Consider the following 22573-nt stretch of genomic DNA (forward strand, 5'->3'; position numbering starts at 1 on the left):
GGGGAAGGCCGCTCAGCGGCGCCTTTTGCCCATCGCGCCTCGCCCCGTGGCGCGCGCCGCGCAGAAGGCCGCGTCCAGCCGCCAGGCCGCGCGCGACGCCTCGCCCTCCGTCGCGCCGCGCGCGCCCGCGGCCGCGGCGATCACCTTCCTGAAGTGCGCGCCTGCCCTGCGGCGCTCGATCGTGACGAGCGCCAGACAGAGCGCGACGAGCAGCACGTCGCGGGCGCTGGGCTCCGGCAGCGTCCACGCGAGCCAGCCGGTGGCGATCGCGAGCATCGCGGTACAGAGCTCCCAGGACGCGGCGCGCTCGGCGCCCTCCGACTCCGCCGCGGCGGCCAGCGCGCGCGTCACGCTGGGTGGCGGCTCGAGCTCCCCTCCGGAGAGCTCCGGCGCCCCTGCGCCGGGATCAACGGTCGCGCCGGCGCTCGCCGCGGGACGCGCCAGGGACGCTGCGACTACATTCGTTGCCGCACCGGGATGGATTGAGCTCATACAAACACCCTCCTCGCCTTGCCGTCCGGCCCTGCACGATCCCCAGGCTCGCACGCCGCGCGCCAACGTGAAAAGAGCGACCCGACGCGCTCTGCGAGGCTCGGAGCACGCATCACGTGCGCGTCTGTTGTGCAGGACACGCAATCGGTGCATCTGTTGTTCAGGACACGCAATCGGCTCGTGCCCGCGAGACTCGCTCGCACCGGGGGCGTAGGGGGGCTTGTCGCTCGATCTCGCACCTTTGCTGGTCCGGTGCGAGGCGCGGGCCTCTTGGCGGGGAGGAGCGACGCGGCGGCGTCGATCAGGGCAGGGAGATCGGGAGTGCTGTCGCCGCCGCTCGTGCTGCGTCGCCGGCCTTCGACGGCGCGGCTGGGGGCTCCGGCGTGGAGGGCTGCGCGATCTCGCCGGATTGCAGGAGGCGCGCGCGCACGAGATCGCGGCTGACGCCGAGCCGCGCCGCCGTCAGCCCCAGGTTGCGGTCGCAGCGGCGGTAGGCGGTGCGGATCACGATCTCCTCGACCCGCTCGTGCACGTTCGGGAAGCTGGCGTCGAAGAGGGCGGCGATCGTGTTCTCGAGCGTCGCCATCAGCCCGTCGATGCGGCCCGGCGGCTCGATCGCGGCCGCCTTCGGCCGGAGGCTCGTGAACCGCAGATCCTTCCCTGTCACGCGGCCTGCGCGGCAGACGAGGAGCGCCTGGTGAATGACGTTCTCGAGCTCGCGGATGTTGCCCGGCCACGAGTGCGCGAGCAGCCGGTCCACCGCGGACGACGTGAGCACGCACGGCGTGGGCCCCAGGCGGCGCCCGTACGTGCCAAGGAAATAGCGGGCGAGCGGCAGGATGTCCCCCGGCCGCTCGCGCAGGGCGGGGACAGGGATTGCGGCGCCATTCAGCCTGGAGAACAGGTCCTCACGGAACCCGCCGACGGCGACAACGTCGTTCAGCGGGACGTTCGTGGCCGCGATGATGCGCACGTCGACAGGCACCGGGGTCCGTGAGCCGAGCCGGACGACCTCGCGGTCCTCCAGCGCGCGCAGCAGCTTGACCTGCACGCCGAGCGGGAGATCCCCGATCTCGTCGAGGTAGAGCGTGCCGCCCTCGGCGGCCTCGAGCAGGCCGTGCTTCATGGCGAGCGCCTTCGGGGACGCCCCCTGCTCGTGGCCGAAGAGCTCGCTCTCCGCGAGCGCGGGCGACAGCGCGGCGCAGCTCACGGCGAGGAAGGGCCGGCCGCGGCGCGCGCTGAGCTCATGCACGTGCCGCGCGATGATCTCCTTGCCGGTGCCGATCTCGCCGGTGATGAGCGCTGCCGCGTCGCCCGCCGCGACCTGCCTCGCGCGGTGGAGCAGCTCTTGCGATCTGGGATCCTCGAAGAGGAGCGCCTTGGCGCGCTCTGTCGGCGCCGCCGTCGATTCGGGGGTGGGGAGCGTGAGCAAGCGCATGGGTATACCGCTCAGGCCGCCACCTCGCGCGCCGGCAGCGGGAGGCCTTCCCGGATCACGCTGTCGATGAAGGGCCTCACGATCTCTTCCAGCTTGCTCCCGAGCTCGTCATCGACGTCGAGCACCCCGTCCTCCCCGAGCCGCAGCGCCTTGTCGAGGAGGAACAGCCCCGCGACGACGTGCCGCGCGCCGAGCGACTGGAGCACCGGACGGAGCGCGTAATCGATCGCCAGCACGTGCGCGAGCGTCCCGCCCGTCGCGAGGGGGAGAGCTGCCTTCCCCGCGAGCCCGAACTGCGGCAAGAGGTCGAGGAACGCCTTGAGCGCCCCCGTGTACGAGGCCTTGTAAATGGGTGTCGCGATGACGACCCCGGCCGCCTCCGCGACGACCCGCGCCGCGTCCGCCAGGGCGGGGGAGTCGAAGCGCCCGTGCAGGAGATCCTCGGCCGGGAGCTCGCGGACGTGGATGGTGGTGACGCGAAACCCCTCGCGCACGAGCCGCGCCGCGATGCGGGCCGCGAGCGCCGAGGTCTTCGAGCGCGCAGAGACGCTTCCGGTGATGATGGCAATGCCTGACATGAGCACAGCATACCAAGGCCCGAGAGCGATGTCTACTATAACGGATGAATTATCCGTCCGGGCGGATCATGCTGCTGGAGGTCGGCCCCGGGGGAGGGGCCGTGTGTGGGCGCGCGTGGGAGGATCGGTATCCGGGCGCAAGAGAAGAAGAGGGCGCCGGTGGGGGGCCGGCGCCCTCTTCATGGCCGAACGCTCGCTCTCACGCGCACGAGCGCCCCGTCGCGGTCAGTTCTCGAACCGCACGTTGTCGAGGTAGTACGGACCGGAGTTGCTGGTCACGTTGAGGTTGAACTGCAGCTTCACGTCGCTGGCCCCTGCGTTCAGCGCGCTCTTGGTGGCCGTCGGCAGCTGGGCGAACTGGATCCTCACGAACTGGCCCCGGGTGAGCGGGGTGAGCGCGACGTTGCCGGCCCACTGGTTGTAGATGCCGGCCGAAGGGATCGAGATCAGCACTTCGATGTTCCCGACCCAGCTCGGGTTCGGCTGGGCGGGAGAGACGAAGAGATCGAGCGTGATCTTGTTGCCCACCGGGGCGAGGTTCGCCGAGCTGAAGTTCGGGCTGACGATCGCGTTGAACGCGGCGGGCGTCTTCACCTGGAGCGACGAGATGCCCTCCACAACCCGGCCCGTGTGGACCGACAGCTGGGCCTGCGCCGACGTCCACGCGCCCGGCTTCTCGAACCCGAGGATCGGGTTGTTGAGGAGGAAGTCCGCCATCACGTTCTTCCGGAACGGGATGAACACGCCCGTGAGGGCCTCCGAGATCTTGAAGCGCTGCCCGCCCGGCTCGTCCGGATCGGCCTCCAGCTGCTCGGAGGTCTGCGTGAACGGCCTCAGCTTCGCCAGCGTCGCGGTCGTGCCGAGATCGAGCCCGACGGTCGGGGAGCCCGTGGCGTCGCCGATCGGCTCATGGCACCCGCTGCACGACAGGGAGAACGCGCGCCCCACGACCTGATCCGGGGTGAGCGCGCTGCCCATCGCGGTGAGCTTGTTCTGGATGCTCGTCCTGAGGGCCGAGGGCCCGGCGCCGAACGGCGCGAAGTAGTTGTTCTGGAGGCCGATCATCTGGCTCTCTCCGGCGTTCATCGTCGTCGGATAGCTCGGCTCGAAGGCGAAGCGGTTGATGTCGTCCGCCGCGGCGAGCCGCTCCACGAGGCCCGGGAACGACGTGCTCCTGAAGGCGACGGCGCGCGCGTCGGTCGAGGCGGGATCGAAGAGCGGCGCGGCCGGGGTGTCCTTCACGAACGACGGGGTCACGACCAGCGTGCCGCTGCTCCCCGAGCCGCTGTGAAGGAGCCTGAACTCCCGGAGGTTCCACGTCGTGAAGGGCTCGGGCGCAGTGTTGTCGATCGCGGGGGCGAAGAGGAACTCGTTGGTCCGGATCTGGCCGCCGTACGGCCCCGCGTTCTGGCCGTAATGATTGATGTGGAAGACGGGCTCGAACCCCCCGGGCAGGCCGTCGAAATAGAAGGCGAGCAGATCGTCCCTCCGTTCCGCCAGGCTCTTCGCCGGATCCGACAGGTGGTACCAGAAGTCGACGACCGGGCGGCACCCTTCCCGGCCAAGGCTCGGGGTCGGGTTGGGCAGCCGGCCCTCGAAGATGATGAAGTTGCGCATCTGGAACGCCCCCTCCGGGATGCCGGAGCGCCTGGCGAAGACGACGCGGTACTCGCCGCAGTTGGCGCCGTCCGGCGGGGCGAGGTCGAAGCGGTTCGACAGGGTCGTGGCGACGTAGGCGTTCGGGGCTTCCTCATCGGCGAAAGGATCCCTGTCGGCCTCCAGGCCCACGACGCGGGGGCAGTCGATCGGCCACCCGTTGATGGACCCGGCCGAGCCGGGGATCAGCACGTCGTCGCAGTGCGGGCCGAGGCCGATCCCGTCTGCGGCCTTCCGGTTCGTGTCCATGAACTGCCGGAAGAGCTGGAGGGGCGTCAGGCTGACGCCCGCCTGATCGATGAGCTGCTGGAGCACGTCCTTCAGCTTGAACGCGCCGACGATGTCGGTGTTCGTGACGACGAGCGAACTCCGCTCCTTGATGGGGAAAGTCAGCGAGAGCGCCTGGCCGGCCTCCGCGATCTCGCCCTCGGCGAGATCGGCAGGAGCGCCGTCCGTGGGCCCGAGATCCGCGCAAGAAATCGGCAGAATCGCGAGCGCGGCCAGCGCGGCGCGCCGCGCCCCCTGCCACGCGCCGGGGGAGGCAGAATCAGAATGAGAGCGCACCGGACTGCTCGAACTCGACAGCTTCGACGACATGAAACCTCCTGAGATGACCACGAAGAACGGCGGAGCCGCGCGAGAGCGCGAACGCGCGCTCGCGGATGGAACGAGCGGCCCGAGGAGGACGACCGCCGGCGAGCGCGCGCGTCGTTCACAAGGAGACGACGCTCGGCGCGCGCCGCATGGGCGGCGTGCCTCGCCGCGGCCAGCGCTGCCACGGCAGCCTGGCCTCATCGAGCCGCTGAATCCACCGTTCTTCGATGAAACGCCAGGGCGCCGGCGCCTCTCGGCGCGGCCGCCCGTGAACGTGGGGCGTATGTTAATACTGTTTAGGTACCGGGCAAGCGATATGAACGCTCGTGTTTGTACTCGCGTTAATTTTTCGCGGTCCGTGTCTGCGTCGGTTTCATGTCGATTTCTTGTGGTCCATGTGAGCGTCGATGTCGTCGCCGCTGGCACAGGCGAGGCGATCCGGCTCGGTTGCTCGAACGTCGTGTGGAGTGCGCGGGTGGAGCCGTCGTCGTGGAAGCAATCACCGAGCCGCAGCGACGATGCGGCGCAGCGGCTCGGCGAAGGAGCTCGATGGATACCGCGCGAAGAACGCCGCCGCGCGCGCCCGCGCCTCATCGGCGCGCCCGAGGCGCACCAGCGCGCGGATCGCGATGAACTCCCGCTCTTCCGCCAGCCGCCCCTTCGGGAACTCGGCCTGGTGCCTCTCCAGCGCGGCGAGGGCGGCCTCCGGATCCTGCGCGAGCGCCGCTCTGGACGCGTCGACCAGGTTGGACTCCCGGACCAGGTCGTCGCCGTCCGCCGAGGCGGTCGTCTCCGGCGCTGGCGCGGCCGGCCGGGGGCTCCGCGGCGCCTCGCGGCGGAGGGCGGACGGGGGCGGGCGCGGCGCCTCGGCCACCGGTGCTTCGGCAGCCGGCGGCCCGGCCGCCGGCGACCCGGCCGGCTCGCGGCCGCCCGCGCGTGAGAGGAGCCGCTCCAGCGGCAGATCGGTGAGCACCGGAGGGGGCGCGATCGGCGCGGCGGCGTTCGGGGCCTCGCCGAGGGCAGCGTGGAGCCCTGCTCCGCCGGCCCCGATGCCCACCGCGAGGAAGATCCCCTTGATCCACGCCGGCACCGTGACGCCGGCGGCCGCGCCCGCGGCCGTCTCGAGCGGCGCCACCCGGGCCGCGGTGCGCGTAAGCTCGGCGGACGTCATCGGGCGGATGGGCGCGGCGGCGCGGAGCAGCTCGCGTGCGCCCGGCGGAGCGCCTCCTCCTTCCTGGTTCCATCGCTTCGGATCGCTCATCTGGCCCCCCTGCGCGCGCGCTCGACCTCGGACTTCTTCAGGAGCGTCGCGAACTCCTTCCGCGCCGCGTGGAGCCGCGAGTAGACGGTCCCGATCGGGACGCCGACCAGGCGCGCGATCTCGTCGCACGGCATCTCCTCGATCTCGAACATGACGAATACGGCCCTTCGATCGAGATCCATGGCCGCGAGGATGCCCTCGAGCTGCAGCCGCGCCTCGCGGCTGGAGGTGACCTCTTCCGGGCCGCGCGCGGGGTCCGGCACGTCGTCGACCACCTCGCCGAGACGCTCGCGGCGCGTGTGGGCGCGGCGGCGGTGCGACGCGGCGACGCGGCGGCAGATGGCGAAGAGCCAGGTGGTGATGGGGCAGGCCCAGTCGAAGGACGGGAGCCGCTGCTGGACGACGACGAAGACGTCCTGGAAGGCATCCTCCAGGTCAGGGTGCTGGATGCCGAACCGCTGGAGGGTCGCCCAGACGAAGTTGCCGTGCTCGGCGTGCAGGGCGACGAGGCTCCGTGGCGGCTGCTTGGCGTCGCGCAGGACGTCGGCTCGTAAGCACTGCTCCACGGGAGACTGAATGCCGGCAGCCCGTGGATCCTTCATCAAAACGTGAGGCCGACCCCCCCGAACGCCGCGGCGGCGAGCGCGGCCTGCTCCAGGCCCGTCGGCCGCCCGCCCTCGAGCTGGAAATCGTACCGCGTCATGGGGACGAAGAGGTCGATGCCGGTCTCGAGCCGCAGCGGTCCGAGGACGCGGACGCCGAGCCGCGTGCCGGCCCCGAGGCTGAGCCACGCGCGCGAGCCGACGTCGGTCGGCAGGATCGTCGGGAGGACGCCGTCGTCCCCGTAGATGACGGCGTAGATGGCGCCCGCCACCGCCCGGCCGCAGAGCCCGAGGGCGACCGAGCGGCTCCGGACCATCTCCAAGCACGCGCCGAGCCAGCCCGCCGTGAGCCCGAAGGCGAACGTCCGCTGGGCCGCGCGCTGCTCCGGGAGCCACAGCACGCCCGTCTCGAGCGTCCACCGCGGCAGGATCGACCATTCGCCCGACAAGGCGGCGCCGAACCCGGGCGAGGGGACGATGCCCATGGAAGCGAGCCCGCGCCAGGCGACCGAGAGCCCGGGGGGCGGCGGGCCCTCGGCCGGGGGCGGCGTGGTCTCGGCCTCCGCCGGCCAGGGGAACGGCGGCTCCGGCGCCCGCTCCGCCGCCGGAGGGCGCGCAGGAGGGGCCGGAGGGCGCGGCGCCTCGGCGGCCTGCGGGGAGCGCGGCGCCTCGGCGGTCGGGGGGGAGAGGCCGGCCTCTGGATCGATCGTGAGCAGGATGTGCACCGCCGCTGCGGCCACGATCCCATCGCAGCTCTGGGTGTTGTCGGAGAGCTCGCGGACCGTCGGCGGGGAGCCGTCGCACAGCTCGGTCCGGATCGTGGCCGACCAGGCCCCGGGCTGCCCCTGCACCGCGGCCTCGATCGATGCGGCCTTGCCCATCGTGACGAGCTCCCGCCCGAGCCGCCGCGAGATCTCGGCGCGGAACCGCGACGCCGACGGGCACCGCCCCTCCGCGCCCGCGAGGCGCACCCACGACACGTCCGCGGCCGCGCGATCGCACTCGGCCCGCGCGCTGGCCGGCGTGAGCGCCGCGCAGGCGCCGAGCGCCGAGACGAGCGCACGCACGGCCGGCGCGCTCACCCTCCGCTCCCTTCCTCTCGCCCGATCGATCCCTCTGCGGGGAAGGACGTGGGCTCGTAACGGGGGCGCGCCATGACGGCGAGGATGTTTCGATCGATGGCCAAACGGATCGGCGATGCTGTACACCCGGACGATTCGCGAGTCACCGGAATTTCTGGCGGGTGGCGGTGAAGGCCGTCGGTGAGCGAGACGGAGATCCGGTATTCATCCATTCGCGAGCCCGCAGCCCATGCACTCCCGCCCGACCACCATCGGCGTCCTCACGCCCTTCCTCGACGGCTTCTATTTCACCTCGGTCCTCAGGGGGATCCATCAGGAGGCGCAGCAGCGCGGCCATCGTGTCTTGGTGGTGCGCGGCACGCCGGCCTACGTCCAGGCGCCCTCGCTCGCCCGGGACCAGGTGGACGGGTGGATCGTCGTGCTCGCCACGGATGGCATCGAGCTCCTCGCGCAGGCGCGTGTCCCGCTCGTCACGGTCAGCTCCTGCGCCCCCGAGGCGGGCTGTCCGACCGTCATGGCGGACAACCGCGAGGGCGTCCGGAGCGCGGTGCGCCACCTGATCGAGCATGGCCATCGGCGCATCGCGTTCGTCGGCTGCATCGATCAGGACGACATCCGCGCGCGCTTCGACGGCTACATGGAGATGCTCATCGAGAGCGGGATCCCCTTCGATCCCGGCCTCGTCTTCGACGCCGACAACAACTGGCACTCCGGCGGCCAGCGCGCCGCAGAGGCCCTCATCGCGCGCAGGGGAGATCTCACGGCCGCGGTCGTCGCCACGGACAAGAACGCGCTCGGGATGATGTCGGCCCTCCAGGCCGCCGGATACCGCATCCCCGACGATCTGGCGATCATCGGCTTCGACGACATCACCGATGCGCAGTGGTCGGCCCCTCCGCTGACGACCGTGCGCCAGCGCTTCGACGCCCTCGGAGCGCTCGCGTACGAGCTCGTGCTGGCGCAGGTCGCGGGCCAGGTCGTCCCGTCCGGGCCCGTGCTCGCGCCGACCACGTTCGTCAGGCGGCGGACGTGCGGGTGCGACCCGCTCCATGGCTTGCTCCACCCGAAGCGCGCGGCGCCCGACGACGACCTCGAGCGGCAGATGGTCGAGCTGCTCCTCCGCCTGCCGCTCCCGCCCGAGGCGCCCCCGGCGTCGGTGTGGCCCGGCGTCGCCGCCGTGATCGCGGGGTATGCCGCGGCGATCGAGGGCGCCGCGCCCCCGCCCGCGGCCGAGATCGACGAGGCCTGTCAGCAGGCCGTCCGCCTCACGCCTGACGTGGAGAGCCTCATGGGGATCGTCCGCCTCCTCGGCCGGTCCGGAATGCGACGCCGCGCGCGCCTGGACAGGGAAGCAGCGGAGTCCGCGGAGGCGCGAGCCGAGGAGTTCCAGGAGCGGCTACGCCTCTCGCTCATGCTGGCTCGCGTCGAGACCGAGCGGCAGTTCGTCGACGACCTCGGGGCGCTCATGCGGTCCGATCACGAGGTGAGCCTCGCGCTGCTCGGCGGCACCCAGGAAGAGTCGCGCTCGCTCTCCTGGCTCGACTCGACCGCCGCCGTCTGGGGCTGCCTCGCGCTCTGGGAAGACCCGACGACCCGCGCGCGCCTCGTCATCGCAGGCGCCTACAGCCGCGATGGCAGCCCGACTCCCCCGCTCGGCGCCCTCTGCGCGCGGGAGGATTTCCCGCTCGCAGAGCACTTGCCGCCCTCGACCGCCGGCGGCCCGTTCATGGTGACGCTCCTGCCGATCCGCACGCTCCACCACGACTGGGGGGTCCTCGCGATCGTCGGCCCGAGCTCGATCGAGGTCGCCGGCGACGAGGGCACCATCTCCATCTGGGGGGCGCTCCTCGGCGCCGCGCTCGAGCGGGACGCGCTCGTGCAGTCGCTCTCCGAGCAGCACGCGAGCCTCCAGGAGGCCTATCAGCGCGAGCGCACCCTCTCGGCCGCGGTGCGCGAGCTCGGCTGCCCGCTCATCCCGCTCATGCCCGGCGTGCTGCTCGTCCCGCTCGTCGGCGAGCTCGATGGAGATCGTGCCCGGCAGATGCTCGAGCGGGTGGTCGATGGGGTGAGCCGACACGGGGCGCGCTGCGTGCTGCTCGATATCACGGGCGTCCCGAGCATCGACGCCCAGGTGGCCCACGCGCTCGGGCAGACGCAGCGCGCGGCCTCCCTGCTCGGCGCCCGCGTCCGCCTCGTCGGTGTGCGGCCCGAGCTCGCGATGCGCCTCGTCGCCCTCGATATCCAGCTGGGCGATCTGTCCTGCCACCAGTCGCTGGCGTCGGCGCTCGAGGACCTCGCGTCGACCGAGGTCCCCTCGCTCCGCACGAGACGGAATGACGTGGCTGAAGCGCCGCTGCGGTCGTCGCGCAACGCGATCTCGGAGTTGCGGCGTCGCGGAGGATCGGAGTGACGCTCTACGCGCCGCGCTGAGCGCGCGCGCAGCGCTGTGGCCCCCGCCCTCGGCGCGCCGGTGGCGCCGGATCAGACAGCGGCCGCGGGGGTCGAATGAGCGCACCGCCGCTTCCTCGCCTGCGCGCCGTGGACCTGAACCTGCTGACCGTGCTCGACGTCATGATCCTCGAGCGCAACGTGACGCGCGCAGCCGAGCGCCTCGGCATGACCCAGCCAGCCGTGAGCAGCGCGCTGGCCCGGCTGCGGCTCCTGCTCGACGACGATCTCTTCGTGCGTTGCGGCAAGGAGATGGCTCCGACGCCGCGTGCCCTCTCGCTCGCCGGCCCGATGCGATCGCTCATCGATCTCTGCAGCCGCGTCTGACCTGTCTTCGGCGGGCGGGCTGGTTCAGGAGGAGGCGCGCGACCCCGGATTCAGCGGAATATTCGCGCAGGCCATCTGACTCATACCGTTTCTTGATTGGGCTTTCCGTGGATCGCCGCCCATGAAATCCGCGAGCTCAGGGCTGCACGAGCGAGGGGCGGCCCAGCGAAGAGCGACCCGAGTTCGCGGCCAGGTGCCGCGGACCTGGGTAGCCATCCACAGGGAGAGAACACATCATGCTCGGATTTTCATCTGTCCGCCGAGAGCGCGGTCGACGGGGGACGCTTCGTGTCCTGGGAAGCGAGCGCGCAGCGACCATCGAGCCCGGAGAGACGCTGCTCAGCGCAGCCGCGCGCGCGAATATCCCGTTCCCCCGGATGTGCAACGTGGGGGAGTGCGGTACGTGCAAGTGCCGGCTCACCAAGGGGCATGTCCGCCTCAAGAAGGATATCTCTCCCCACGTCACGCCCGAGGAGCTCTCTGCCGGCTTCGTCCTCGCCTGCCAGAGCCTGGCCGAGTCCGAGGACGTGGCGGTCGAGGTCCCGGGCACCGGCCGCGAGCGCTCGGCGGGTCCTGCGCCGGTGCAGCCAGTGCAGACGGACGCGAACATCACGCGCGTGACGCCGCTCGCGCCCGGCATCCTCGCAATCGAAGTCGGCCTCGCCGCGGAGATCCGCTACGTGGCCGGGCAGTATGCGCAGCTCGCAGCGCCCGGGGTCCCGGGGCTCCACGAGCCGCGCTGCTACTCGTTCGCCGAGGCACCGGCTCGGGCCTCGCCGCGAAGGGCGCTCTTTCATATCCGCCACGTCCCGGGCGGCGCCTTCACCGATTGGCTCTTCGCCGCCGATCGCACGGGCTCGCGCCTCTGCTTCTCGGGGCCACACGGCGGCTTCCGCTACCACGAAGGCGGGCGGTCGCTCCTGTGTGTGGCAGGAGGCACTGGCCTTTCGCCGATAAGCGCGATCCTCGAGCAAGGGATCTCGGACGGGCTTGCTCGCGACGTGACTCTGGTCGTCGGCGCGCGCACCCAGCAGGACCTCTACGCGCTCGACGCCATCGCCTCTATCGAGGCGCGATGGCGAGGGCGGTTCGCCTTCGTGCCCGTGCTCTCGCAAGAGCCCGAGGGCTCGAGCTGGACAGGGCGAAAGGGGCACGTCACCGACTACCTCCGTGAAGTCGCCGTGGCCCACGCCGATCGCGCGGCCTACCTGTGCGGGCCGCCCGGGATGATCGACGCCGCGCTCGACGTGCTGCGCGGCACGATCCCGCCGGACCACGTGCATTGCGACAGGTTCCTGGACCGTGGCTCGATCGCCCTCGCCTCCTCGGCGGGTGCACGAGCCCGGACACGACGCGCGGAAGGAGAGTCATCATGCTCGGGAATGCTCTGATAGCCTTCGCTCTCATCGCGATCTTCGCCGCATTGGAGATCGCGTTCGGCCTGTACCGGCGCCCCGGTGTGCTCACCATGCGGGAGCTCGGCGCGAGTCTCGTGAGCCTCGGCAACTTCCTGCTGGTACGCGGCGCGTCCCTCGCAGCCTTGATCTGGGCGTTCAAGGCTCTCTGGCCGCGCTCCGAGGGGGCGCTCGCGGGCGTGAGCTTCTGGCTCGCCTTCCCGATCTACGTGCTCGTCGACGAGTACGCGGTATACTGGTTCCACCGCAAGAGCCATGAATGGCCGTGGCTGTGGCGTATCCACAAACCGCACCACGTCCCGCGCAATATGAATATCGGCGTCGGTTACCGGCAAAACTGGCTGTGGCATCTGCTGGTGCCGGGCGCGTGGTTGGGCCCGGCCGTCATCTGGCTCGGCCAGCCTGGTGCCTACGCGGCTGGATTGGCCTTCAGGACTCTGATGGTGTTGATGGAGCACTGCGATCTTCGCTGGGATCTGCCGCTTCAGCGCAACCGCTTCACGCGTCCTTTCATGTGGGTGATCGAGCGCGTCATCTCGCTGCCGGACACCCACCATGTCCACCACGGCGTCGGTCGCTACGGAAATGCCATGAAGAACTATGGCGTCGCCCTCATCTGCTTCGATGTGATCCATGGCACGCTCGTGATCCCGCACGCGCGGCAGGAGGGCTTCGGGCTACCCGACGACGCGCCGGTCGAGCCCTGGGCCGAGCAGCTCTTCTGGCCGTTCGTGCGCTCGACGAGCCCGACGAAGAAGGTGGCGGCTCATCGCCCGTCGATCGAGCCCACGCCGCCGGCGGCCGCGCTCGCCGCGGCGAAGGCGGTGATTTACACCGCCGATGGCCGCACTGTCGTGGTGAGCTGAGCCGTCGGGCGGGCGGCTACGGTCATCTTCCGATGAACGTCTGCATCAACGGCGCAGTGGGGCTGCTCATCGACGGCTGTACCAGCGCGGGTTATTGCGTGGCTGGGCGTTGAGCGTCTAAGCTCAGCTCATCGTGCGCAGCGCCTGGACGGCCCCGTCGATCCGGCCGATTGGCTCGCTCAGCTCGGGAGACGATGGAGGGCCTTACTGGAGCACGCCGAAGCGCGTCTTCAAGCCTTCGAGGCCCTTCGAGATCATGGTGTTGACCGTTGCGCCGATGAACGGGGTACCCGCGCCCTTGATCCGATAGCTCACCCGCCACTCCACCGTGGAACCCGCGCCGTTGTCCCTGACCTGGATGACCCCCGTGTAATCCGAGGCTGGCAACCCGCTCACCATCGTGTACCGCATGAGCCGCCGGGCGTCGTCGAGCTCCTCTAGCCGTTCGACGACTTCAGAACCGTCCGTCATGAAGCTCCTCCGCAGCTGGCCGACCCCTCTCCCGACCGTCTTCAACCGCACGACCATCGGGTGCCAGTCCCTCAGCCCGTCGAAACGCCCGACCACCTTCCATACTTCCTTGCTGCTGGCGGCGAGGTTGACTGCGCGGGTGATCTCGATCGGCGTCACGTTGGGCGGCTGCACGTAGGGGAACGTCTTGCCCCCCGGCTGCGTGGCGCCCTTGGCCCCGCCGTGGAGCATAGGCCCTCTGCCACGGTTGACCTCGTACGAGATGAAGATGTTCATGACATTGGCGTCGAGGGTCCTGCCCCCGCCCGTGGCGTACTTCCGCCCCTCGAGCGTGCTGTGCTCGATCTCTCGATGGCTGTCGTCGGTGGTCGGCTTGGTCACATCAATCAGGAGGAAATCGTCCAGGAGCACGTTCACCAGGGCCCTGCGCCCGGCCTCTGTCCAATCGATCTTGCCGTCCCGCCTGTCCCAGAGGTCGAGCGAGAGGAGCAGGCGATCTCTGTAGAGCGGCAGGCGCTTCGGGTCGACCGCGAACGGATCCTCCTGATTCCACAGGTCCCGCAGGTCGATCTCGCCATCGACGAACATGTGGAGGTTGGTCACCTCGGGCCGTCCGACCCGGTCGATCCGCGGGACGTCGCTGGTGAACCCCCTCCCTGCGGCGCCGGGCGTTGTCTCCGCGATGACCCCGAACAGCGACCCCTTGCGCGGCTCGAGCACCTTGGTCGTGTCGAGCTCGACGACGATGCTCAGGACGTTGTTGTCCTGGAGGGAATTGGGGACGGCCTTCGGCAGCGCGTTGCGGGGCGGCGGCCCCCAGCCGGAAAAAAAAGGGTCCGACCGCAGCCCGGCGAAGATACGGAAGGCGCCATCGGGCGTGGCAGCGCCTCGCGCGTCGCCGACGACCAGCGGCAAGGTCCTCCCGCCAGGCAACGTGCACGCCCCCCTTTGGCGCGGTTTGCCGCCGCTCGTCGAGGCTTCGAGCGGTCCGAACCTGCAGGTGAACCTCAGCTCCTCCTTGGCGGCTTGAAAGCGGGCTTCGTTCCCCGTGCCGGCGACATGGACGCGGCGCATCGCGATGATGTAGTTCACGGCGTCGGAGAAGAACGCGGAGTCGCCCGCGAACGGGAAGACGTTGGCGATGAGCACCGTGTGGTCGGTTCGCTCCGGGCTCTGAAAAGCGTACAGATCATTCAGGTCCGCCGCCGGATCGCCCATGGATCGCGGCCCGTCGATGTGATCCGATGCGACGGCCGGAAGAACGCCGAGGGGCCCGAGACCGATGATCCCGAGCAGGAGACGGAGGAGCCGCATGACCGTATTCCCCCGGCGCCGAGCGACCGCTTCACTCGATGTGGGCCTATGACACATGGGGGTTCTTCTCCGCCGGTAACGCGTCCACGGGACCGCCGCGCAGGGTGACGCGGCCGGCTGTGGCCTGCAAGGCGTCGTCCAACCGCGTCATGGAGTTCTCCTCGGACGAGTCACGCCTTCACTCGGCGCCGCGGTCGGGTGCCCGGTTCTTGCGCGCGCGAGAGAGAGAGTAGACACCTGAAAGGCCTTCGTGTTGCCCAGGCGCGCCCGGGCCCCGGCGAGCAGATTGGCGGCGAGTCGTCGCTCACCGACGCGGACGGCGGCCTCGTGGGCCAACTCGAAGGCGCGGAGCGTCGGCCGGTTGGCCAGGTTGCGGCGAGCCAGCGACAGCGCCTTGAGCACGTCATTGCCGTCACCGAGGTAGAATTCGGCGGCGTGATCCGCGAAGGCGAGCTCGTGCCGCGCGAGGAGCCGATCGTAGGAGGCCCTGGCCCCGAGCGACTGTTCCTGCGCTTCCTGAGCGCGGCCCTGCTCCTTCAGGACGTGGGCAAGGCGCCACCTGGACTCCGGGTCGCCGCGGCGTGCCCCAGGTGTGAGGAGGGCCTCCGCCTTGGCGAGGGCGCCGCGCCCGGCGTAGAGCTCGGCGAGGTGGACGCGCGCCGGAACGTAAGCCGGCAAGTACGCCAGCGCCATTTCGTAATAGCGCCGAGCTCTCTCGGGCTGCGGCGCGGGCATGCGCTCGCCCCAGAGCACCCCGCGCTGGAAGCAGACCCACGCCGGCGGGAACGGGGAGACATCGCGGTACTGGGCGAGCGCCCGTGCATACACACGGTCCGCCTCCTCGTACTCGCCGAGGTCCACGAGCAAGGCCGCAAGGGGGAGGAGCTCGTCGATGCCGGAGATGGTCTGCGCCCTTCTGCGACGCACAGCCAATACCTCCGCCAAACGCTTGCCGGTCGCTTGCTGGATCGAGAGCCGCACCGGCTCGATCATGGCCGCCCGGACGCCGCGGCGCCCGGCTTGGCGGAGGTCGGCTTCGGCCTCCTCGAATCGATGCAAGTACGCCGCGATCCTCGCCGATAGCAGGTAGGTCTCGCCGGCTTCGGGCTCATGGCGACGAAGCTCTGCGGCGAGGTGATCGAGGCGATCCGGTGACTCTATGTCGCCCAGGAACTGCGCCTTCAACTGCTCGATTTGAACGATGCGATCCGGTGCGCCGTTGTTTCGGGGGGATCGGAGATAGTCGCTCCAGGCCACGCGGAGCGAGCTCTCCAGGTTGGAGACGGCGATGTCTCCGGACGTTGTCCCGACGGTCGAAGCGCGTACCCCCGGCACGATCCCGATCCCCGAGAAGAGCAACCCCAAAAAGAGCCCGATTGACCTGATCGCGTGGGCTGGCATCGACTGCCTCCTCGTGGACGTTCCGACGGCGATCGCGCCGCGCCACCTTGTGGCCTCATCCATCCGCGAGCATCCGCAAAACACACGCCAGTATCATTGGTACGGCGGCGCACATCGGCGATGCCGTACTGAACGAATTCAGGCGGTCGACATGGTGCCTCTGGAAACACGGTCCTCAGTCTGAAAGCGCAGCTCATGTCTGGAGATCGGCGAGCCAGCGCAGAGCTCGCAGCCCCGGCATGAATGCGTACTCACCGCCCCTTGTCACGACGAACCGAGGCAATCCGTGGAGGCGCCGCGGGATCGGCCGTCGTGGAATTGTAAAGTCGCCGCCCCCCTCGTTCGATCCGGCGATGGGGTCCTTGGCGTCGCCCGCCCCGATGAAGACGCCGCTGTTGATCCACTCCGTTTGCACGAATTCGAACTGCCGCCCCGGGTGCGCTCCAACGAAGGCAAATATGAACCCCCGATCGACACCATCGTCCTCCAGGACCCCTTCCGCGAGCGGAGGACCATAGACCGTTCCACGCCGGATCATCCGGTGCAGGCCGACTATGCCCGCCACATTCGAGTCTCGTGGGTTCACTCGGCGAATGTGTGATTCGAGAGGAGTCTTGAAGCCTGTCGGATCGTCTCCATAGAGGAATGCGTTGTTGCGTAGCGGGTCGTCTCCCAGTTCGGGATTGTCGCTGGATGGGCTGAGCGCCAGGGGCGCGCCGCTCCGCCAGCGCCCCATCATCTTCGCCGCTAGAAGCTCCTCGTCGTCCGGGCTGAGAGAGTTCTCCTTCACGTATCGACGGAACAGCGCCACGCGCTGGTACAGCTTACGAAAAGCCACGTAGGTCCCATTGCGGCCCAGTGCCTCGGGCTGGGGCGTCAGGGTGCCGCCCAGCTCGTCCGGGTAGCCCAGGACGAATTCACCTGCCTTGTAAGGACGCTGCGCCGGGTTGGTTCCCGGAATGCCGCTGCCCTCGATCGCGGGATGGCTCATGCCGTCCCGGAACCCGAAGTGTTCCCTTGGACCGGGCAGCGCATAGCAATCTTGGCGCCAGATCAACGCAACTCCCGGCAACGCCTGGATCGCTTCTCGAGCGCGCTCAAGCGCCGCCTCCAGGCCGTGCGCGTCCGGCGACAGCGCAGTGATCACGACGTGGACGTCTGGAGTTCCGAGCGGTGCCTCCCAGTGCTCAGGGCTGCTATCGCCGGTGTCTCCCAGGTGGCGCGCGCGCGCGGCCATCCCCTGCTGGAACTCCCACGCGAAGCTGTCGAGCGACTCCTGCGGCAAGCCGAGCGCCTTGAGGCCCTGGAAGGTGAGCGATGCGCTCACCCAAGTATCGGCTGCCGGACTCTCGCGGTGGGCGGCCGAGGCCACCACATTGCTGAGCCGCCTCATCAACTCCCGCCCTGCCTTGCGGTCGTCGATGCGGAGCAAGAGGTACGTGGCCACGTACGGCGCAGGCCGTGGGCGCAAGACCCCGCTCTGTATGTCATCCAGTTCGAGCAGGCCGCTGACTGACTCGGGCATCGATCTCCTCCGTCGCGATTGGTCCTATTGGCCGCGATGTTTCTCCAGAGCGCCTCCAGGTTCGTCGCGACAGGAACGGGAGCTCTGCTCCCTGTCTCGCAACCAGCGAATGAGCTTACTGCATTTGGTCGAGCATCGTGGAAAGGGCGCACTTGACTTTGAGCGCCTTGACCACCTCGACTCCGGTGGCGTCCGGATACTCCGCGTATTCCATGAATGGCTGGGCTGCGTGCTCACGTGCGAACTTGGCGAACGAGGCAGGGTTTTCCTTCCAGTCTAACGGAAAGCCTTCGAGTTGCTCGAATATCGTGTTGAGGCCTGCCTGTTTGAAGAGCAGCACCGCGTCCTCTACATATTTGTCAAAATCCGTGTCGAAGAATCCGATATAAAGGAACCACGTGGTGTCACCTTCCTTGTAGGTGGCCCAGCGCAGATAATGGAGCGCGAGCGGGGCGAGCGCCAGGGGTTGATCCTTTATCAGGTTTTCGACGGTCTTGCCGTATGCGCGGACCACATCCTCCCGTCCTGGTATGACCTTGGCGATGATCGTGAACCCGCGTGACCTGGGGAGCGTCGTGCCGAATCTCCCTGCCTCTATCTCTTCGCCCGCTCTTGGCAGCGCTTCTGCGCGCGGTCGAATATCGGCGCAATTCCGTGTCCGGTCCATGTTGTATCGCTTTCGTGGTCGGTGGCTGTTTTCATACTAGAATGCTTCCTCGAGGTGTACATCATTTCTGTTCGGCTATCCGCGGCGGCCGAACGGCTGGTTCGGGAGGCATTCCATCGCATACAATCCCATGCATCGGGCGTCGTCTGAAGGATCTGCAGCTCACGGACGAGAAGCGCAAGAGCAGGCGGTCCTCTTGTATCGACTTGGGGTGCGCCTCGTGGAGGGTAGTGTCCGACCACCTTGACGAAGGTATCCGGGAACCTCCGGTACTCGATGGTTCCCGGCCTCTGTCTCGCGGGGACGATGCGCTGGCCGCGCCGCGGACGCGCTCTCCACGGCGCGAGCTGGCGCGCTGGCACGCCGGCGCATGGTAAGATGTCCTGTGCATTTCACGAATCCGGTGCGTGCCCCGCGGCTTCACCCCGTCGCGGCGGAGCTGCGGCGATGCCTTCGCAGGGCGCTGGCCGGCGCGTGCTGCGCCGGGGCGATGGGCTGCGCGGAAGGCGCGCCCCCCTCGACGGTGCCGGCGGCGCGGGTCGCCCCGACGGCGCAGGTCGCAGCGCCGGCGCTCGCCGTGAGCGCCGCGCCCGCCGGCACGCCGCCGGCGTCGCCGCCGACGGAGGGGGAGCGCCCTGGCGACGCGCCGGCGCGCGAGCGCTGGGTCGGCACGATGACGCTGACGAAGGGCTCGCAGCCCCTCATCGCCGGGAGGATCCTGTCGCGCGAGGACGCCGAGCGCTGGCTCGGTCCTTCCTTTCGCGAGCTGACCGGGCAGCGCGTCCGCGTGCTGGCGGTGCTGCGGGACCACGTCTGCGAGCCGCACGCTCAATGCATGATCGGGGGGATCATCCCGCTGCTCGAGCAGGTCGCGTCCGTCGAGCTGTGCAGCGACGCGGGCTCCTCCGGCGGCGCGGCGGTCATCGATTGCGCGCCGTCGCCCGCGCAGAAGGAGCGTTGCCAGGACGAGTGCCGCACGTTGAGCGACGACTGCGATCACAGCGCCGACGGCGACCGCGGAAGGCTGCGCCGCTGCGGGTGCGCCAAGGTCACGTGCGACCACGGCTGCGAGGAGACCGGCGAGCCCGCCTTCACGTGCAGGTGACTGCTCCCTGCCGGGAAGGGCAGGGGGCCAAGGGGACAAAACAACGAAGGCCGCCTGGCACCCGCCAGGCGGCCTCCATGAGCGAGCCTCCGCTGCGCTGGATCAGGCGCTTTCGCGCACGAGGACCGGCGCCGCCGCCGGCCTGGGGGCCGGGGGCTCGCTCTCGGCGGCGTGAGCGCCGCCCTCACCGAGCGAATAGGCCTCCTCGCCGTGGAGGACGCCGTCGAGGCCCTCGTCTTCCGTCTCCTCGTCGACCCGGAAGCCCATCACCGCGCTGATCCCCTTCACGAGCACGAAGGTGACCACCCCAGCGTAAGCCGCCGCGACCGCGGCCGCGATCGCCTGCTCGGTGAGCAGCGCCGAGTTGCCCTTGATGAGGCCATCCTGGCCGGCCGAATTCCACACCTTGGAGGCGAACACGCCGGTGAGCAGCGCGCCGAGCAGCCCGCCCACGCCGTGGATACCGAACGCGTCCAGGCTGTCGTCATAACCCAGCTTGCCCTTCAGCATCACGGCGCCGTAGCACACAGCGCCCGCGGCGAGCCCGATCGCGACGGACGCCATCGGCCCGACGAAGCCCGCCGCCGGGGTGATGGCGACGAGGCCCGCGACGAGCCCCGACGCCACGCCGAGGAGCGACGGCTTGCCGAAGCGCACGGCCTCGATGAGGGCCCACGCGAGCGCCGCGATCGCCGCGGCGATGTGCGTGTTCACGAACGCCACGGAGGCGAGCCCGTTCGCCGCGAGCGAGGAGCCGCCGTTGAAGCCGAACCAGCCGAACCACAGGAGGCCGGCGCCGAGCAGCGTCATGGTGAGGTTGTGCGGCACGATCTTGCGCGTCGGGTACCCCTTGCGCTTGCCGATCACGATCGCGATCACGAGCGCGCTCGCGCCCGAGGCGAGGTGAACGACGGTGCCGCCGGCGAAGTCGAGCGCGCCGCGCGCGAGGAGCCACCCGCCCGGGTTCCAGACCCAGTGGCAGATCGGGCTGTAGACGAGGAGCGACCAGAGCAGCGTGAACACCACATACGACGAGAACTTGATGCGCTCCGCATAGGCGCCCGAGATCAGCGCCGGCGTGATGATGGCAAACATCATCTGGAACGCCATGAACAGGAGGTGAGGCACCGTCGTCCCGACGCGCGGCTCGGTGCCAACGCCGTTCAGGAACGCGTAGTCGAAGCCGCCAATGAACCCGCCCTTGGATTCGGCGAACGCCATCGAGTACCCGAGCGTTACCCACGCCAGGGTCACGATCCCCATGGCGAAAAAGCTGTGCATGAATGTGCTGAGCGTGTTCTTCGTTCGGACCATGCCCCCGTAAAACAGGGCCAGCGCTGGCGTCATCAGCAGAACCATTGCCGACGAGACCAGGAGCCAGGTGGTGTCCGAGGCGTTGATTTCGTTCACTGGTGGCCTCCTCGACCGCGACAGTAAGAGAAGGCAGTTTTCCAGAATGTTTCGTCGGGATATACTTCGCGACTGCACGAAACATACCCCGACGACGCAGCGAGTCAGCGCGTGGGCGCCTCCGCCGTCAGCGCGCTGGCCGACTCGCTCTTACAGCGGATCGATGGATTTTTGGTGAGACTATATCGCCGGTGGGCCCGAGGGGGCGTGAGACGGCGGGAGATGACGCGTTAACCGCGCCCGCTGGCCTCGACGCTCTCGCGCACCCGATCGAGCGCGGCCCGCACCTCGGGATCCCGATCGAGCGCAGACGGCGGCGCCGGCAGCCGGAGCGACCAGTTCTGCGGCCCCACGGTCCCCGGGACGTTGATCCGATCGCGCGTGGCGAGGACGTCCTGGAGGAGCAGCAGCACGAGCTCGCTCTTCGAGCCGAGGATCAGGTCGAGCAGCGCGCGGTGGGTCTCCTTCGTGAACTGCGGGCCGAGCTCTTGCCGGCGCGGCGCGAGCTGCGGCAGCTCGAGGACCCCGGCGCGCTCCCGGTCGTCCCGCGACTCCCACCACACCACCACCGAGTCGGTGTCGTGCGTCCCGAAGCAGGCCACCGAGAGCGCCGGATACTCCGCCGGATCGCGGAACACGACGTCGTCCTTCTCCCAGATCAGCACCTTGTAGCCGGGCACCCCGAGCTCCGAGAGCGACTCCCGGACCCACCCCGGCACCGCGCCGAGATCCTCCGCCACGAGCTGCGCCCCGGTCTCCGCCGCCCCCGCCAGCATCGCCCGCACGACCCGATCGCCGTGCTCGCGCTGCTCCGGCTCCTCCGCCGGATCGAAGGTCGCCCTGGGCCGCTCGCCCTCCGGGGCCGTCCGCCCTTGCTCCGGGAAGATGTACGTCCGGTAGAAGCCGACCAGGTGATCGATGCGGAACCGGTCGTAGAGCAGCCCGGTGTAGCGGCAGCGCCGCCGGAGCCACGCGAAGTCGTTCTCGCGCATCCGGGCCCAGAAGTACGGCGGGAGCCCCCACCGCTGCCCCTCCGTGTCGAACTGGTCGGGCGGCGCGCCGACCGTCATGTCGTGCCGGAACTCGCCCTGGTGCGCCCACACGTCGGCGCTGTCGCGCGCCACCATGAACGGGAGATCCCCCATGATCTCGACGCCCTTGCCCCGGAGATCCGCGCGCGCCGCCTCCCACTGCGCGTGCGCGAGCCACTGGACGTACTCGTAATAGAGGATGTCCCGCGCGCGCTCGCGCCGCAGCGACTCGAGCGCCTCCGGCCTGCGCTCGCGGATCGCCTCGGGCCAGTCCCACCACGCGACGCCTTCGAAGGCGTCCTTGAAGGCGCGGAACTGCGCGTAGTCGGGCAGCCAGTCCGACTGCCGCTTCACGAACTCGGCCAGCTCGGCCGCGCGCGGCGTCTGCTTCGCGTGGTGCTCGCGCTCGAACACGTCGAAGGCGAAGCGCAGCGCCCGCCGCTTCACGCGGCGGACGAGATCGTAGTCGACGCGCGCGCTGCTCCGCGCCCGATCGAGCGCCCCGAGGTCGTCGCCGAGCGCCTCGCCGAGCCGCTCCTCGGGGAGCTCGGGCACGGCGGACAGCGAGATGAACATCGGATCGATCCCGAACGCGGAGAGCGCCATGTACGGCGACGTCTCGCCCCCCGACACCTCGCCGAGCGGCAAGAGCTGCACGAGGCGCAGGCCCGCGGTGCGCATCCACGCGGCGAACTCGGGGAGATCGCCGATCTCACCGATGCCCCACGAGCGATCGCTGCGCAGGGAGAAGAGCGGCACCGTCACGCCGGCGGTGCGGCGGCGCGCGCCGGAAGCGGGACCGGAAGGGGACGGCGTGCTCTGGGACTGATTTTCAGCAGAGGGGGAAGACATGGGCGTTTTTCGCTTGGCTCCAGGCGTTCAGGGGCGGA

18 protein-coding genes are annotated in these 22573 nt (G+C 69.8%); 5 read left to right on the forward strand and 13 right to left on the reverse strand.

The genetic code is table 11. The annotated features are described in order from the left end of the window. Positions 1-12 precede the first annotated feature (12 nt). From WMF14_RS13585 to WMF14_RS13615, 7 genes are all read right to left on the reverse strand, one after another. Positions 13-492, reverse strand: a complete 480-nt coding sequence (locus WMF14_RS13585) for a hypothetical protein (RefSeq protein ID WP_437801393.1) — start codon at positions 490-492, stop codon at positions 13-15. 301 nt (positions 493-793) lie between these two features. Next, positions 794-1930, reverse strand: a complete 1137-nt coding sequence (locus WMF14_RS13590) for a sigma 54-interacting transcriptional regulator (protein ID WP_437801394.1) — start codon at positions 1928-1930, stop codon at positions 794-796. Positions 1931-1941: 11 nt separating this feature from the next. After that, positions 1942-2508: an NADPH-dependent FMN reductase gene (ssuE, locus tag WMF14_RS13595; RefSeq protein ID WP_272103182.1), complete on the reverse strand. Its 567-nt coding sequence runs from the start codon at positions 2506-2508 to the stop codon at positions 1942-1944. Between the two features lie 225 nt (positions 2509-2733). After that, the gene (locus WMF14_RS13600) at positions 2734-4728 is read right to left on the reverse strand and encodes a hypothetical protein (RefSeq protein WP_437801395.1); all 1995 of its coding nucleotides are present in this window, start codon (positions 4726-4728) and stop codon (positions 2734-2736) included. 529 nt (positions 4729-5257) lie between these two features. Next, on the reverse strand, positions 5258-6019 hold the full coding sequence (locus WMF14_RS13605; RefSeq protein ID WP_437801396.1) for a hypothetical protein: 762 nt from the start codon (positions 6017-6019) through the stop codon (positions 5258-5260). Further along, positions 6016-6585: an RNA polymerase sigma factor gene (locus tag WMF14_RS13610; protein WP_437801397.1), complete on the reverse strand. Its 570-nt coding sequence runs from the start codon at positions 6583-6585 to the stop codon at positions 6016-6018. Before WMF14_RS13610 ends, WMF14_RS13605 begins: the two co-directional genes overlap by 4 nt. 35 nt (positions 6586-6620) lie before the next feature. Continuing rightward, positions 6621-7703 carry a hypothetical protein gene (locus WMF14_RS13615; protein ID WP_437801398.1) on the reverse strand — a complete coding sequence of 361 codons (1083 nt, stop codon included), beginning with the start codon at positions 7701-7703 and terminating at the stop codon, positions 6621-6623. A 229-nt stretch (positions 7704-7932) separates the two neighbouring features. On the opposite strand from WMF14_RS13615, the gene WMF14_RS13620 reads away from it, so the two are divergent. The 4 genes from WMF14_RS13620 to WMF14_RS13635 all read left to right on the forward strand — a co-directional run bounded on the left by WMF14_RS13620 (position 7933) and on the right by WMF14_RS13635 (position 12759). Beyond that, positions 7933-10113, forward strand: coding sequence for a substrate-binding domain-containing protein (locus WMF14_RS13620; protein ID WP_437801399.1), 2181 nt, complete (start codon positions 7933-7935; stop codon positions 10111-10113). A gap of 95 nt (positions 10114-10208) precedes the next feature. Beyond that, positions 10209-10478, forward strand: a complete 270-nt coding sequence (locus WMF14_RS13625; RefSeq protein WP_437801400.1) for a LysR family transcriptional regulator — start codon at positions 10209-10211, stop codon at positions 10476-10478. 236 nt (positions 10479-10714) lie between these two features. Next, a complete protein-coding gene (locus tag WMF14_RS13630; protein WP_437801401.1) occupies positions 10715-11869 on the forward strand; it encodes a 2Fe-2S iron-sulfur cluster-binding protein in 1155 nt (384 codons plus the stop codon). After that, positions 11851-12759: a sterol desaturase family protein gene (locus tag WMF14_RS13635; protein ID WP_437801402.1), complete on the forward strand. Its 909-nt coding sequence runs from the start codon at positions 11851-11853 to the stop codon at positions 12757-12759. The genes WMF14_RS13630 and WMF14_RS13635 overlap by 19 nt, the downstream gene beginning before the upstream one ends. 204 nt (positions 12760-12963) lie before the next feature. Here the strand turns inward: WMF14_RS13635 and WMF14_RS13640 are convergent, their stop codons facing one another. The 4 genes from WMF14_RS13640 to WMF14_RS13655 all read right to left on the reverse strand — a co-directional run bounded on the left by WMF14_RS13640 (position 12964) and on the right by WMF14_RS13655 (position 18137). Further along, on the reverse strand, positions 12964-14544 hold the full coding sequence (locus WMF14_RS13640) for a DUF4331 family protein (protein WP_437801403.1): 1581 nt from the start codon (positions 14542-14544) through the stop codon (positions 12964-12966). A gap of 147 nt (positions 14545-14691) precedes the next feature. After that, positions 14692-15945, reverse strand: coding sequence for a tetratricopeptide repeat protein (locus tag WMF14_RS13645; RefSeq protein ID WP_437801404.1), 1254 nt, complete (start codon positions 15943-15945; stop codon positions 14692-14694). Between the two features lie 193 nt (positions 15946-16138). Further along, positions 16139-17470 (reverse strand): Dyp-type peroxidase, encoded by a 1332-nt coding sequence (locus WMF14_RS13650; RefSeq protein ID WP_437801405.1) that lies wholly within the window; start codon positions 17468-17470, stop codon positions 16139-16141. Between the two features lie 115 nt (positions 17471-17585). Then, positions 17586-18137 carry a hypothetical protein gene (locus WMF14_RS13655; protein WP_437801406.1) on the reverse strand — a complete coding sequence of 184 codons (552 nt, stop codon included), beginning with the start codon at positions 18135-18137 and terminating at the stop codon, positions 17586-17588. Positions 18138-18522: 385 nt separating this feature from the next. Here WMF14_RS13655 and WMF14_RS13660 point away from each other — a divergent pair, with 385 nt between their 5' ends. Then, entirely contained in the window at positions 18523-19242 is a 720-nt protein-coding gene (locus WMF14_RS13660) for a hypothetical protein (RefSeq protein ID WP_437801407.1), read from the forward strand. A gap of 102 nt (positions 19243-19344) precedes the next feature. Here the strand turns inward: WMF14_RS13660 and WMF14_RS13665 are convergent, their stop codons facing one another. Both WMF14_RS13665 and WMF14_RS13670 read right to left on the reverse strand, forming a co-directional pair. Then, positions 19345-20652: an ammonium transporter gene (locus WMF14_RS13665; protein WP_437801408.1), complete on the reverse strand. Its 1308-nt coding sequence runs from the start codon at positions 20650-20652 to the stop codon at positions 19345-19347. Positions 20653-20882: 230 nt separating this feature from the next. Further along, positions 20883-22535, reverse strand: coding sequence for a 4-alpha-glucanotransferase (locus tag WMF14_RS13670; protein ID WP_437801409.1), 1653 nt, complete (start codon positions 22533-22535; stop codon positions 20883-20885). Positions 22536-22573: the final 38 nt, after the last annotated feature.

The sequence above is a fragment of the Sorangium sp. So ce693 genome (assembly GCF_051521375.1).
GTDB lineage: Bacteria > Myxococcota_A > Polyangia > Polyangiales > Polyangiaceae > Sorangium > Sorangium atrum.

Bases quoted from the DNA above. Each gene is read 5' to 3' on its own strand.
- WMF14_RS13585 (WP_437801393.1), bottom strand. From the start codon at position 492: ATGAGCTCAATCCATCCCGGTGCGGCAACGAATGTAGTCGCAGCGTCC.
- WMF14_RS13590 (WP_437801394.1), bottom strand. From the start codon at position 1,930: ATGCGCTTGCTCACGCTCCCCACCCCCGAATCGACGGCGGCGCCGACA.
- ssuE (WP_272103182.1), bottom strand. From the start codon at position 2,508: ATGTCAGGCATTGCCATCATCACCGGAAGCGTCTCTGCGCGCTCGAAG.
- WMF14_RS13605 (WP_437801396.1), bottom strand. From the start codon at position 6,019: ATGAGCGATCCGAAGCGATGGAACCAGGAAGGAGGAGGCGCTCCGCCG.
- WMF14_RS13620 (WP_437801399.1), top strand. From the start codon at position 7,933: ATGCACTCCCGCCCGACCACCATCGGCGTCCTCACGCCCTTCCTCGAC.
- WMF14_RS13625 (WP_437801400.1), top strand. From the start codon at position 10,209: ATGAGCGCACCGCCGCTTCCTCGCCTGCGCGCCGTGGACCTGAACCTG.
- WMF14_RS13630 (WP_437801401.1), top strand. From the start codon at position 10,715: ATGCTCGGATTTTCATCTGTCCGCCGAGAGCGCGGTCGACGGGGGACG.
- WMF14_RS13635 (WP_437801402.1), top strand. From the start codon at position 11,851: ATGCTCGGGAATGCTCTGATAGCCTTCGCTCTCATCGCGATCTTCGCC.
- WMF14_RS13640 (WP_437801403.1), bottom strand. From the start codon at position 14,544: ATGCGGCTCCTCCGTCTCCTGCTCGGGATCATCGGTCTCGGGCCCCTC.
- WMF14_RS13645 (WP_437801404.1), bottom strand. From the start codon at position 15,945: ATGCCAGCCCACGCGATCAGGTCAATCGGGCTCTTTTTGGGGTTGCTC.
- WMF14_RS13650 (WP_437801405.1), bottom strand. From the start codon at position 17,470: ATGCCCGAGTCAGTCAGCGGCCTGCTCGAACTGGATGACATACAGAGC.
- WMF14_RS13655 (WP_437801406.1), bottom strand. From the start codon at position 18,137: ATGGACCGGACACGGAATTGCGCCGATATTCGACCGCGCGCAGAAGCG.
- WMF14_RS13670 (WP_437801409.1), bottom strand. From the start codon at position 22,535: ATGTCTTCCCCCTCTGCTGAAAATCAGTCCCAGAGCACGCCGTCCCCT.